This window comes from Sphingomonas rhamnosi, from assembly GCF_036663615.1.
Classification (GTDB): domain Bacteria; phylum Pseudomonadota; class Alphaproteobacteria; order Sphingomonadales; family Sphingomonadaceae; genus Sphingomonas.
In genome coordinates this window covers 285,173-298,469 of record NZ_JAXOJJ010000004.1, presented here as the reverse complement: position 1 = coordinate 298,469, position 13,297 = coordinate 285,173, and the positions used below count along the sequence as shown (strand labels likewise).

11 protein-coding genes and 2 tRNA genes are annotated in these 13,297 nt (G+C 67.8%); 11 read left to right on the top strand and 2 right to left on the bottom strand.

Annotated elements, in window-relative coordinates:
• The 4 genes from U1701_RS11060 to U1701_RS11045 are packed head-to-tail and all read left to right on the top strand — an operon-like array spanning nt 1 to nt 5,103.
• The gene (locus U1701_RS11060) at nt 1-297 is read left to right on the top strand and encodes a hypothetical protein (protein ID WP_332782620.1); all 297 of its coding nucleotides are present in this window, start codon (nt 1-3) and stop codon (nt 295-297) included.
• A complete protein-coding gene (locus U1701_RS11055; RefSeq protein WP_332782619.1) occupies nt 287-1,057 on the top strand; it encodes a hypothetical protein in 771 nt (256 codons plus the stop codon). Before U1701_RS11060 ends, U1701_RS11055 begins: the two co-directional genes overlap by 11 nt.
• The gene (locus U1701_RS11050; protein ID WP_332782618.1) at nt 1,054-3,393 is read left to right on the top strand and encodes a hypothetical protein; all 2,340 of its coding nucleotides are present in this window, start codon (nt 1,054-1,056) and stop codon (nt 3,391-3,393) included. Before U1701_RS11055 ends, U1701_RS11050 begins: the two co-directional genes overlap by 4 nt.
• 12 nt (nt 3,394-3,405) lie before the next feature.
• Nucleotides 3,406-5,103: a hypothetical protein gene (locus U1701_RS11045; RefSeq protein WP_332782616.1), complete on the top strand. Its 1,698-nt coding sequence runs from the start codon at nt 3,406-3,408 to the stop codon at nt 5,101-5,103.
• A 78-nt stretch (nt 5,104-5,181) separates the two neighbouring features.
• On the opposite strand, the gene U1701_RS11040 is transcribed toward U1701_RS11045, so the two are convergent.
• Nucleotides 5,182-5,257, bottom strand: a tRNA-Ala gene (locus tag U1701_RS11040).
• Nucleotides 5,258-5,343: 86 nt separating this feature from the next.
• Entirely contained in the window at nt 5,344-5,673 is a 330-nt protein-coding gene (locus U1701_RS11035; protein WP_332782615.1) for a TIGR02300 family protein, read from the bottom strand.
• A 107-nt stretch (nt 5,674-5,780) separates the two neighbouring features.
• Between U1701_RS11035 and aroA the strand changes: the two genes are divergently transcribed.
• The 7 genes from aroA to U1701_RS11000 all read left to right on the top strand — a co-directional run bounded on the left by aroA (nt 5,781) and on the right by U1701_RS11000 (nt 13,296).
• Nucleotides 5,781-7,115: a 3-phosphoshikimate 1-carboxyvinyltransferase gene (gene aroA / locus U1701_RS11030; protein ID WP_332782614.1), complete on the top strand. Its 1,335-nt coding sequence runs from the start codon at nt 5,781-5,783 to the stop codon at nt 7,113-7,115.
• Complete coding sequence (gene cmk, locus U1701_RS11025) at nt 7,112-7,735, top strand: (d)CMP kinase (RefSeq protein ID WP_332782613.1); 624 nt, start codon at nt 7,112-7,114, stop codon at nt 7,733-7,735. The genes aroA and cmk overlap by 4 nt, the downstream gene beginning before the upstream one ends.
• 190 nt (nt 7,736-7,925) lie before the next feature.
• On the top strand, nt 7,926-8,507 hold the full coding sequence (locus U1701_RS11020) for a hypothetical protein (RefSeq protein ID WP_332782612.1): 582 nt from the start codon (nt 7,926-7,928) through the stop codon (nt 8,505-8,507).
• Between the two features lie 1,051 nt (nt 8,508-9,558).
• Nucleotides 9,559-11,277 carry a 30S ribosomal protein S1 gene (gene rpsA, locus U1701_RS11015; RefSeq protein ID WP_332782611.1) on the top strand — a complete coding sequence of 573 codons (1,719 nt, stop codon included), beginning with the start codon at nt 9,559-9,561 and terminating at the stop codon, nt 11,275-11,277.
• Nucleotides 11,278-11,412: 135 nt separating this feature from the next.
• A complete protein-coding gene (locus U1701_RS11010) occupies nt 11,413-11,694 on the top strand; it encodes an integration host factor subunit beta (protein WP_332782610.1) in 282 nt (93 codons plus the stop codon).
• Nucleotides 11,695-11,729: 35 nt separating this feature from the next.
• Nucleotides 11,730-11,813 (top strand) — tRNA-Leu (locus U1701_RS11005).
• A gap of 31 nt (nt 11,814-11,844) precedes the next feature.
• A complete protein-coding gene (locus tag U1701_RS11000) occupies nt 11,845-13,296 on the top strand; it encodes an ABC transporter substrate-binding protein (protein ID WP_332782609.1) in 1,452 nt (483 codons plus the stop codon).
• Nucleotide 13,297: the final 1 nt, after the last annotated feature.

The following is a 13,297-nucleotide window of genomic DNA, read 5'->3' as shown; positions in this document are numbered from 1 at the left end:
ATGGACCAGGCCTTCCGCCCGCTGTCGACGACCCTGCTCGATTTCGCCGGTCATTCGCCGGTGATCGGCAGCGAGCCGGGCCAGCGTCTGATGATGACCGGGCTCGAAATCGCCTCGCCGGTCCAGCTCGACGTGACGCGCGGCCCCGACGGGCGGCTGCGGATCGGCACCACCCCGCCGCTCTATCCGCTGATGACCACGGTCGGCCCGGTCTTCCACCGCCTGACGCTGCGCGCCGCGGTCGACGAGCGCGACGAAGACACCGCCGAGCCCGAGGAGGGCCACGATGGACTCTGAGGCGGGGGACACCGGCGTCACCAACGCCAGCTGGAAGCTCGAGGATTTCGTCGACTCGCTGGTCGTCGAGCTCGACAAGACGCGCGAGACGCTGGCGGTGAAGGCGCTCAACCGCCCGCTCAGCTACACCGTGCGCGAGCTCGCCTTGGATCTCAATATCTTCCCCGCCTATGACGGCGACGAGGTGACGTTCCTGACCGCTCAGCCCGGGCAACAAGGCGCGTCCAAGGTGACGATCCAGCTCGGCACGATCACCGACACGCAGGTGCGCGCGACCACCAAACCGCCCGCGGCCAAGGGCGAGGTGACGCTCGACCAGGCCGATCTCGACAAGACCACCAAGAAGAAGCTGCGCAAGATCGGGGTGACCAGCGCCGACGATCTGAAAACCATCGAACGCAAGAACGTCGATATCGAACAGGTCGACGACAGCATCGACTATCGCAAGCTCGCCAACCAGATCGAGAAGTCGAAGCGCGCCAAGGCACCCCCCGTCGTCCGTTCGGCGAGCCTGGAGGCCGATGCCGATGCGCGGCCGACGCTGGTGATCGCGGGCCGCCGGCTTGCGATCAACCCGCGCTTCGCCCCCGTCGCGGTGATCGATGGCGAGCTCGCCGACGTGGTGTCGAGTTCGCCCGACGAGATCCGCGTTCGCGTGGCCCACCCCGATCGATTCGCGCACGCGACCGAACTGGTGCTCACGGTCGATCCGTTCGCGGTGATGCGCCTCAACCTGCAGGATCGGAAGGATGCGCGATGAAGCAGCGAACCCGCCCGCAAAGCTATGACGAGCTGATCGCCGGTCGCTACGGCATTGGTCCTGCCAGCAAGACCGGCAACGGGCGCAAGGGGCCGCGCGACGTCGCCGAACTCTATGCGGGCCATTACGCGCAATGCGCGCCCAAGCCCGCCAAGCCCAAGGCGGCCGTCGAAACGCTATGGGTTTCGGCCGACGACGATCTGCGCCAGCGCTACCGCACAAAGGCGCGGATGTTCTCGGATGACATCGCGCCCGCCGCGCCGCAGCCGATCCCCAACGGCACGGTGACCCCGAGCCCGGTCTCCCCCGCCCCGCCGCCGAGCGAAGAGGATCGCGCACGCGAGGAGGAAAAGCTCGACCTGTTCGCCGAGCCTCTGCCCAACGGCGCCCCGCCGCCCGAACCGCAGCCGGTTCCGCCGCCCCATCAGTCGCCGCCTTATCAGTCGCCTCCGGCACCGCCGCCCGCGCCCCAACCGCTCGCCGCGGCGAAGAGCCTGACCGGCAGCAACGACTTTTTCATGGCAGACATGCAGTCGATCCTGACCGGGCAGAAGGCCTATGACGCGACGACCCGGACGATGGTGCCGCGATCCGAATTCCCGCATCCCGCCGAAGCGCGCAACGACTCGCCTGCCGCGCCAGCGTCGCAACCCGCGCCGCAGGTACCCGCCCCCGGCGCGGGGCACGAGATTTTCGAACGGATCGCGCAGAGCATGGAATATGCCGGCGCCTACGACCTCGGCTCGGTCGAAATCGAGAACCGCTTCGCGCAGTTCGACCGCGAGCGCGACGGCACCGCGCCCCCGACAGCACCCCCGACGACAGCGCCTGCCGCCGCGCCCGCGCCGTCCTACGGCGCAGCCGCGGCACCGGCCGTGGTGCTTCCACCGATCCCGCCAACGCCCGCGCCGCCACCGGTCGATGCGTTCCGCGACGACCTCCGCGACATGCTCGCCCGTCCGCAACCGGTTGCGCCGCCCGCGCCACCGCCGCCTGCGGACCCGATGGCCGCCGCGGCGCCGCATCACGATGACGAGGTCTTCTTTCCCGATCCCGATACGCTTAAGCCCGGCATGCTGGCGCCGCCACGGCCGCCGCTTGGCGCTCCCGCCGTCCCGGCCGCCGCAACCGCGCAGTCGCTCCCCGAGTCGAGCATCGCGCGGCCCTTTTACGGCTCGGGCGAGCATATGCGCGCGGGTCATGGCCTGTACGAAAAGCAGCTCGAGGTCGGGCCGCCGCCGGGACTGTTGCTGTCCTATGGCGATCTGATCGCGATGCCCGATCTCTACGCCTCGGTCGACGAGATGATGCAGCAGCCGCTCGCCAAGCTGCAGCGCGTCAAGGACCTGCTCGACAAGGATCTAGCCCAAGCGCTCGGCACCGCCGCGAAGGGCGCGACCGACGACGAATGGGAAGCCGCGACCGACCAACGTTATCTGAAGCTCGCCGCCGACAATTTCGCGCATTTTGCCCCGACGGTGCTGTTCGCCGGCAAGATCTATTCGACGCGGATCGCCAGCCCCAACGACCACAAAAGGCTGTGGGACCAGCATCACAAGCGCGCGATGGCCGCGGCGCGGACGCCCGAGGCGTTGCCGTGGCGCAACGCGTCCCCGCGGAACTGGCCGGTGACGATCAACGCGTTCGGCGACCATTATCTGACCGACGCGTTCGCCGGCGGCCACCTGTTCAACAAGGCCGAGGCGCTCAGCCTGTTCATGTCGAACTTCTACGCCAACGGGAAGCCGACGTCAGCCACCGAGACCTTCCTCAACCGGGTCGCGCATGTCGCCTGGCACGGCGACCTGCCCGCCAAGTTCGGCAAGCTCGAACCGGTCGCAGGGATCATCGGCGACCTCGGCCACCCCGACATCAATTCCCCGGGCATGTTCTACGAAGTGCTGAAGGGGATCGCGAAACAGGAACCGATGATGGTCGCCAATCTCGCGGTGAAGACCGTCCACGACAAGTACAATGCCGAGGGCATCGCCGTCGTCAACGGGTTCGGCGACGGCTGGACGCTGACCGGCGACGGGCATCTGACCGCCGCGACGCTCACCAAGATGCAGGCCGCGGTCGAGCAATCCGCCGCCGACATCGCCGATCCCGCGATCCAGCAGCCGGGGTTCAACCCCGACACCTTCTGCGCGCGGGTGTGGAAGCATGTGCCGCAACTCACGGCGCCATCGGCGGACGCGGTGCGCGCGACGCTGACCGCGTGGTTCACCCCCGGGTCCCCCGAACTGACCAGCGCCGCTGCGAAAGTGATCTACGACCAGACCGATTTCCTGATCAAGGAATTGAAGGCCCGCAACAAACTGCGCGACGCGACTTGAGGAGAGACGCCCATGCAACCCAACCGCTTCGTCGCGCACGCCGCGCGAACCCCGTCCCGATCGCGCGGCGTGTCGCAACCGATGGCGCGCGCGCAGAGTTGGGCGGCGCCGTTCACCGCGGAGCAGCGCGCGCTGGTCGTGCTGATCGAAAATGGCGGGATCGATCTCGAGCTCGGCACGCTCGTCGACATGATCGCCGACAGACTGCCCGCGGGCGGCGACATGGCGAAGGCGGCGCTGCGCCCGCTCGCCGGCGCGCTGCGCGAGAAGATCAGGGCGGCGACCGACACGCTGCTCGAATCGGCCGAACTCGCGCTCAACCGCTACAGTGCGGCGCGTCCCGACCAATATGACAGCGTCACCGTGCTGCGCGACGGCACCGCCACCTATGCAGAGCTGAAGACCAAGCTGATCGATCTGTCGCGCGCGCAGAAGATCGTCGACCTGATCATCCTGACGCATGGCGGGACCGGGACGATCTCGCTCAAGAACAACATCACCGCGCAGATGGTCCGCGACATGCGCACCGACTATGGCAAGCCGCTGCAGATCCGCAGCGTCTATATGATGAACTGCAAGGGATCGTCGCTCAACCAGGCCTGGCTCGACGCCGGCGCCAAGACCGCCTGCGGGACGATCGAGAACAATTATCTGCCCGAACCAACGACCTATTTCTTCTGGAAGAACTGGCGCGCCGGCCAGTCGTTCCAGGCGGCGTCCACCAACGCGTATCGCGCGACGATCAAGCTGATGAACGACGCGATCAACGGCTTTATCGGCGCGCTACCGGGGCTCGGTTCGCTGATCCCGACGATCGACGTCGCCACCTTCGACTTCGTCGCGCAGTCGGCGCCCGTGGTCTCGGGCCAGGGCAATCTGGTCGTCAGCTCGGACGATATCAGCTTCACGCAGAGTGTGTCGGGCAGCCTCGCCACCACCGTCGTGCCGCTCAGCCTGATCGGCAGCCAGGGCACCAGTCCAAGCGGCCAGCGGATCGCGACGATGGCGAGCTATGTCTACGAGAACGAAGATCGCTATGCGCGCCAGCAGAACCCGGTCGCGGTCGTCATCGCTGGGATCGAGATCGCCGACGCGCTTCAGATCGGGCTCGGCGCGGCGGCGATGGTGCAGGCGGGCGTATCGGGCTCGGCGGGCAGCTTCACGCTCAACTACGACCGCGCGCAGCGGCTGCTAACCAACGAAGCGCGCCAGGCTATGCCGGGGGCGAACCAGCCCAAGAGCAAATACACCACCACCTTGTTCAAAGTCGGCATGAAGGTGCGGCCGGTCGCCAACGCGGTCATCTCGATCACCTGGGAGGGCAACGCGTTCGGCGAGATCGGTACCGTCGTCATCGAACGCGATCTCGATTCGTCGAGCGACTGGTCCAAATCGGACTTCCGCATCACGATCTCGCGGCTGGAGCCGATCCCCGACAAGAGCGTGGATCCCCGCGCCTGGCCGCTCGTCTTCACCTATACCGGTTCCTATGATCCGGTCGGCAACGGCCAATGGGAGTTTTCAGGCGAGTTCGAGATCAACGCGTTCGGCACGCTACGCTTCAATCGCCACAAGGTCGTGTCGCGCGCGCTGTGGGACGGGCCGCTCGCGTCGGCCGAGGAGTATGTCGAGCGCGGGGCCACGATCATCAAACCGATCCCGACCATCCCCCCCGAACAGGTCAAATACCTGAAGGACAAGCTACCCTGAGGCTGGCTTGCGGCCCGGTAGATGTGCTGATCCCGTGTATCCCGCGGGCGAGACGATCTCGATCGCCTGCGAATAGAATGGTGGAGCCTAGCGGGATCGAACCGCTGACCTCCTGCATGCCATGCAGGCGCTCTCCCAGCTGAGCTAAGGCCCCATTCCTGTCAGGAAGCGCGTCCCTAACGGGGCGCTTCCCGGTTGGCAAGCGGTGCGTTCACACCGCCTGCCAAAAACGCGAAAAACTTAATGCTCGTCTTCGTCGGTGGGCGTTTCCACGCCCAGATCGTCGTCGCCGCCCAGATCGACCTCGTCGTCGGCCGACGGCTCTTCGTCCTCGCCGGTGATCGAGGCGATGTCTTCCTCTTCCTCGTCACCCTCGAGATCCGCATCGGGCTTCTTGGTGTCGGGCTTGGCCACCTCGAACGGCAGCGGCTGCTTCGACTTCAGGATCGGCTCGGGCTCCCACGCATAGCCGCATTCGATGCAGGTGACGGGGTCGGCCTTTTCGAGGTCGTAGAAACGCGTGGCGCATTTCGGGCACGAACGCTTCGTGCCCCATTCCGGCTTGATCATGCCGATAAACCTTTCGGATGGGTGTTCTGGATTTGCCCGAGAACATGCCCCGGCAAAGTGGGGCGCGCCTTGCCATAGCGCAAGCCGACTGTCAAAGACCCGCCCCCATGGCCCACCCCGCTCCCCAGCCCTTTGCCGTCCCGACTGCCGGCCCCCTGGCCGGCGCGCTCACCGTTCCCGGCGACAAGTCGATCAGCCACCGCGCGCTGATGTTCGCCAGCCTCGCGGTCGGCGAAAGCCGAATCACCGGCCTGCTGGAGGGCGAAGACGTTCTCGCCACCGCCGCCGCGATGCGCGCGATGGGGGCGCAGATCACGCCCGGCGACGATACCGTTTGGCGCGTCCGCGGCGTCGGCGTCGGCGGCCTTCGCCAGCCGAGCACCGCGCTCGAGATGGGCAATTCGGGCACCTCGACCCGGCTGCTGATGGGCCTGGTCGCCAGCCATCCGATCACCGCCACCTTCACCGGCGACGCCTCGCTCTCCGCCCGCCCGATGGGCCGCGTGATCGAGCCGCTCTCGCAGATGGGTGCCGACATCACCGCGTCCCCAGGAGGCCGCCTGCCGCTGATGGTCCGCGGAATCTGCCCCGCGGTGCCGATCACCTACACCCTCCCCGTCGCCTCCGCGCAGGTGAAGTCCGCGGTGCTGCTCGCCGGGCTCAACACGCCGGGAATCACGCGCGTGATCGAACCCGTCGCCACCCGCGATCACAGCGAGCGGATGCTCCGCGGCTTCGGCGCCGACCTGACCGTTGAAGAGACCAACGAAGGCCGCGTCATCTCGCTGGTCGGCGAACCCGAACTGAAGCCGCAGGACATCACCGTCCCCGGCGATCCGTCGTCGGCCGGCTTCTGGCTGGTCGCCGGGTCGATCGTCCCCGGTTCGGACATCGTCGTCCGCAACGTCGGGCTCAACCCGACGCGCACCGGCCTGCTCACCGCGCTCAGGATGATGGGCGCCGACATCACCGAGCTCGACCCGCGCACCGTCGGCGGCGAGCCGGTCGCCGACCTCCGCGTCCGCCACGCCGCGCTCACCGCGATCGACGTCCCCGCGACCCTCGCCCCCAGCATGATCGACGAATATCCCGTCCTGTTCGTCGCTGCCGCCTTCGCCACCGGCCGCACCACCGCGCGCGGCGCGCACGAGCTGCGCGTCAAGGAATCGGACCGGATCGCGACGATGGCCGCCGCGCTCGCCGCCTGCGGCGTCGCGTACGACGAGTTCGACGACGGCCTGGCGATTACCGGCACCGGTGGCGCCGCGATTCCGGGCGGCGCGACGATCGCCTCGAAGCTCGACCACCGGATCGCGATGAGCATGGTCGTCGCCGGGCTCCACGCCGCCGCGCCGGTGACGATCGACGATATCGCCCCGGTGGCGACCAGCTATCCCGCCTTCTTCGAAACACTCGTAGCGCTCACTGGGGGCTCGGAATGATCATCGCCGTCGACGGCCCCGCCGCCTCGGGCAAGGGCACCATCGCCCGCGCGCTCGCCAAGCATTACAAGCTGCCCTATCTCGACACCGGCCTGCTCTACCGCGCGGTCGGCCTCAGCGTGCAGCGGATGGCGCTCGACCCCGAGCAGGAGGCCGATGCGGTCGCCGCCTGCGATTTCGCCGATGCGATGCTCGACGATCCGGCGCTACGCGAGGACGAGACCGGCGTGCTCGCCTCGATCGTCTCGGCACACCCGCTGGTCCGCGCCGCCTTGTTCCAGCGCCAGCGCCGCTTCGCCAACCAGCCCGGCGGCGCAGTGCTCGACGGTCGCGACATCGGCACCGTGATCGCCCCCGAGGCCGACGCGAAACTGTTCGTGAAGGCGACCCCCAACATCCGCGCTCAGCGCCGCCACGCCGAGTTGCAGGCGCGCGGCAGCACGCTCAGCAAGGACCGCGTCCTCGCCGACATCCGCGCCCGCGACGCCCGCGACAGCAGCCGCTCGACCGCCCCGCTGGCGATGGCCGCCGACGCCGCATTGCTCGACACCAGCTTCCTGTCGATCGAAGCCAGCGTCCAGCGCGCGATCGCGCTGGTGGATGCGCGGACCAAGACCTAATCGGTTTTGGACGTAATTGCTTGGTTCGCATCGCTTTCCCGGATTGACGCCCCTCCCGATACTGCCATGATCCGCCAGCCTTTTCAGGCACAACAGGGAACGGGGGTTCAACGTGTTCAATAAAGTCGGCGCCATCATTGGCGCCCTGTCGGCATGCGTGTCGTCCACGGCAATCGCACAGGTTGCTGTCATGCCGGCGCCGCAGCAGGCCGTTATCGTCGGGGGGCAATCCGGCCAGGTGCTGCGCATCGGCACGCAGGTTCCAGTGCGTACCCGCACCGAACTGACCACGAAGAACAAGGCGCTGCGCGTCGGGCAGCGGTTCGAGGTCGAGACCGCAGAACCGGTCTCGCTCGACGGCCGCGTGGTGATCCCGGTCGGTACGCCCGGCGTCGGCGAAGTCACCAGCGTCCGCAACAAGGGCATGTGGGGCAAGTCCGGGCATTTCGACGTCCGGCTGCTGTTCCTGCGTGTCGGCGATCGCCAGATCCGGATCTCGGGCATCGCCGACGACAAGGGCAAGGCCGGCGGCGGCGGCGCGGCGGCGGTTTCCGCGCTCGTGTTCCTGCCGGCAGGCTTCTTCATGACCGGCACCAGCGCGCGACTGCCCGCCGGCACGGTCATCACAGCGTCGCTTGACGAGGACGTGCCGGTCGCGTTCGCCGGCGGCGCGGCACCCGCCCCGCTGATCGCCACGGCGGCGGCACCGGCGGTCGCCCCGGCCGCTCCCGTGGCAACTCCCGAACCGGCGAAGGCCGCGAAACCGAAATAACCCGTCATGCCGGACTGGTTCCGGCATCCATGGCGCCGCAGCCCCGACAAACGTTGGGTTGGGGTGCCATTCGACACCTGTTCTCCCCTCCCTGGAAGGGAGGGGTCGGGGGTGGGTGGGCTTGGGGCGACCGCGCCGGCCTTCCCGCAGCCAACCCACCCCCAGCCCCTCCCTTCCAGGGAGGGGAGCAAGACCGTCGCCACCTCACCGACCAGTCCGCGATGACGGCGCACAAAACGCTGTCCTACACGCCCCGTTCATGATCGAATGACTCATGGAATCGCCCGCCCCCTTCTCCGCAACGCTGCGCGCGCAACGGCGGCCCGCGAGCCCGGCCCCTCCCACCTCCGTCATCCCGACAAAGGCTGGAATCGCGCGCGGCAGGCGCGGAACACCCGTCTCGAGAGACCCAAGCCTTACTACCGCCGTCATCCCAGCGAAGGCTGGGATCTCCCGCGGTGAGCGCGGAACACCAGCCTCAAGAGACCCCAGCCTGCGCTGGGATGACGGATTATTGGGCGCCCCGCCGTGCAAACTGGGCGCGCCGCCGTCCGAGGCCGACGCGCGCACGGCGCCTCGATGTCGCCGACCCGACGCGATCACGGCGCCACCATGTCGCTTCAGTGTCGCGTCCCCGTTGCGTCACCGTCGCGTCCCCGTTGCATCACAGTCGCCCTATCGGCGCCTCCCCGCCGCCACACCCCCGCATCGGCCGCAAAAAGACCGCTATCGCCTCAACATTCTCAACATTCGTGCGGGGCCGGCGCGCGCCGCCGCGGCACCGGCACTCTCCCGGCACTCTCCCGGCACTCTCCCGGCACTCTCCTTGCCCCCGCCCCCCATTTCGGCTACATACACTCCGTCCGGCGAGCGTTGCTCGTGGAGGAAGGCGCGGAGGCTCGTTCTCACGCGCCCTTTTCGCATTTTCGCGAGCTGCCTCCATATCCCCACCCGGCGGACGCCGCGACGGCATTCGGTCGCCGCGGCAGCGAAGGCCAAGACCACCGGAGACAACCGGTTGGCCCGAAACAGACTAGGATTACTGAACTTTATGGCAACCCAGGTAATGCCGACCCGCGACGATTTCGCGGCGATGCTGAACGAAACGCTCGGCGACGCCGACAGCTTCGAAGGCCGCGTGGTGCATGGCACCGTGACCGGCATCGAGAACGACATGGCCGTCATCGACGTCGGTCTGAAGTCCGAAGGCCGCGTGCCGCTTCGCGAATTCGCAGCGCCGGGCCAGAAGGCAGACCTCAAGATCGGTGACGAAGTCGAAGTCTATGTCGACCGCGTCGAGAACGTCCACGGCGAAGCGATGCTGTCGCGCGACCGCGCCCGCCGCGAAGCCGCCTGGGACAAGCTGGAAACCGAATTCTCCAAGACCACCCGCGTCGAAGGCGTGATCTTCGGCCGCGTGAAGGGTGGCTTCACCGTCGACCTGAACGGCGCCGTCGCGTTCCTGCCGGGTTCGCAGGTCGACATCCGCCCGGTGCGCGACGTCACCCCGCTGATGGACATCCCCCAGCCCTTCCAGATCCTGAAGATGGACCGCAAGCGCGGCAACATCGTCGTGTCGCGTCGCGCGGTCCTCGAAGAGACCCGCGCCGAGCAGCGTTCGGGCCTGATCCTGTCGCTGGCTGAAGGCCAGATCATCGACGGCGTCGTCAAGAACATCACCGATTACGGTGCGTTCGTTGACCTCGGCGGCATCGACGGCCTGCTGCACGTCACCGATCTCAGCTACAAGCGCGTCGGTCACCCGTCGGAAGTCCTGAACATCGGCGACACCGTCAAGGTTCAGATCATCCGCATCAACAAGGACACCCAGCGCATCAGCCTCGGCATGAAGCAGCTGGAGAGCGATCCGTGGGATGGTGCATCGGCCAAGTATCCGATCGGCGCGAAGCTGACCGGCCGCGTGACCAACATCACCGAGTACGGCGCATTCGTCGAGCTGGAAGCGGGCATCGAAGGCCTGGTCCACGTGTCGGAAATGTCCTGGACCAAGAAGAACGTCCACCCGGGCAAGATCGTCTCGACCTCGCAGGAAGTCGACGTCATGGTCCTCGAGGTCGATTCCGAGAAGCGTCGCATCTCGCTCGGCCTCAAGCAGGCGCAGGCAAATCCGTGGGAGGCCTTCGCTGCCGCCCATCCGATCGGTTCGACCGTCGAGGGCGAAGTCAAGAACGCGACCGAATTCGGCCTGTTCATCGGTCTCGACAACGATGTCGACGGCATGGTCCACATGTCCGACATCGCCTGGGGTGTTTCGGGTGAAGACGCGCTCAACCTGCATCGCAAGGGTGAGACCGTCGAAGCCGTGGTGCTCGACATCGACGCCGAGAAGGAGCGTATCTCGCTCGGCATGAAGCAGCTCGAGCGTGGCGGGCCGTCGGCCGGCGGCATCGCAGCAGCAGGCGACAAGCTGAACAAGAACGCGATCGTCACCGTGACGGTCCTCGAAGTCCGCGACGCGGGCCTCGAAGTCCAGCAGGGCGACGATGGCGCGACCGGCTTCATCAAGCGCACGGATCTGGGTCGCGATCGCGACGAGCAGCGTCCGGAGCGGTTCCAGGTCGGCCAGAAGTTCGACGCGATGGTCACCGGTTTCGACCGGTCCAAGAAGCCGACCTTCTCGATCAAGGCGATGCAGATCTCCGAAGAGAAGCAGGCCGTGGCGCAGTACGGGTCGTCCGACTCGGGCGCGACGCTCGGCAACATCCTCGGCGAGGCGCTCAAGGCCCGCACCGAGGCGGACAAGAAGTAAGACTACCCGGCCGGCATGTCCCAGACATGCCGGCCTCGTTTTGGTTGTAGACGCACGCAGGAATGATGCTATCGCGGTCAGTATTGACCTAAATCAATATTTCCACTGGCGAAAATGGGCGGGGGCTCGAATGCGATGATCAGATCCGAATTGGTTCTCAAGATCGGCGAAGCGCATCCCGACCTGCAACCCAACGAGGTCGAGGCGATCGTCACGACCTTCTTCGACGAGATCAGCAAGCGCCTGGCCGCCGACGGCCGCGTCGAACTCCGTGGTTTCGGCGCTTTTTCCACCCGCGCTCGCGACGCCCGAACGGGCCGCAACCCCCGCACCGGCGAGATCGTCGCGGTCGACGCCAAGCGCGTCCCCTATTTCAAACCCGGCAAGGAAATGCGCGCCCGCCTCAACGTCGCTTGACGTGGCCCCGCCGCTCCGCTTGTTGCAGCACCAGTGCGGACGTGGCGAAACCGGTAGACGCAGGAGACTTAAAATCTCCCTCCCCTGGAGTGCGGGTTCGAGTCCCGCCGTCCGCACCATGGTTCGTTGAGCATGGATTGGCGGTGGCCCGTGGTACCGAAACGCGTTGTGCTAGCGCTGGGCGCCGTCACGCTGATCACCGGATGTGACCGTCGTCCCGATACCGGCGCCGTCGTCGTCAGCGCGATCGGCGGCACGCCGCGCCCCGCCGACCCCGGCCGCGGCCCGCTGGATACCCCGTCGCGCCTGCTGATCGATTCGACCGCCCAGGGGCTGGTCCGCTTCGACGCGGCCGGCCAGATCGAACCCGGCCTCGCCGAGCGCTGGATCGTCATCGACGATGGCACGCGCTACATCTTCCGCCTGCGCGAGGGCCAGTGGAGCGATGGCACGCGCGTCACCGCCGAACAGGTCGTCGCCATCCTCACCCGCCAGATCGCGCCGGATTCGCGCAACCCCCTCGCGGCGTTCCTCACAGCGATCGACGAGATCGTCGTCATGACCCCCCAGGTCATCGAGGTTCGGCTGGGGCGCCCCCGCCCCGACCTGCTCAAGCTGTTCGCGCAACCCGAGCTCGCGCTGCTGCGGCTTCGGCCCCTTGGCGGCAGCGGGCCGTTCCGCGTCGCGCGAAGCGGCAAGGCGCCGTTGCTGCGCCCCGCGTTCGACCCTGCGCAGGCCGATCCCGAAGACCAGCGCGAGACCAAGCCCGAAGACGATGTCCGCCTGATCGGCGAACGCGCCGCGCGGGCCATCGCACGCTTCGCCAACCGCGACTCCGATCTGGTCAGCGGCGGCAGCTTCGCCGACTGGCCGCTGCTCGCCACCGCCGACGTGCAACCCGCCAACATCCGCGTCGACCCCGCGGCCGGATTGTTCGGACTGGCGATCGTCAACCGCGACGGGTTCCTCGCCAGCCCCGCCAACCGTGCAGCGGTGGCGCAGGCGATCGATCGGACCGCGCTGACCGCGGCGATCGCCCCCAACTGGGCACCGGCGGACCGCATCCTGCCCGATATCCTCGATTCGGCGGCGCTACCGCAGGTGCCGCCCTGGACCCTGCTCACCCAGCCCGAGCGGCAGACCGCCGCCGCGCGCCAGGTCGCGCGCTGGACCGAAGGTGCCGTCCGCCTGCGGATCGCGCTTCCCGCCGGCCCCGGCGCGACGATCCTCTATGCGCACATCGCCGCGTCGCTGCGCCGCATCGGCCTCGCCGCCGACCGCGTCGGGTTGGACGACACGGCGGACCTGAAGCTCGTCGACGCGGTCGCGCCGTACGACAGCGGTCGATGGTATCTGGCCACCGCGTGCGTGCTGTGCAGCGACGCGGCGCAGGCGGCGCTGGATGCCGCCCGGCAAGCGCCCACCCTCCCCGCGCGCGCGCAACGGATCGCCGAAGCGGATGCCGCGATGAACGCCGACGTCGCCTTCATCCCGCTCGCGCGACCGCTGCGGTGGTCGCTGGTCGCGCGGCGGCTCGCGCAGTGGCAGCCGAACATCCGCGCGTGGCACCCGTTGAACCGGCTGCGCAACGACACCAACTGAA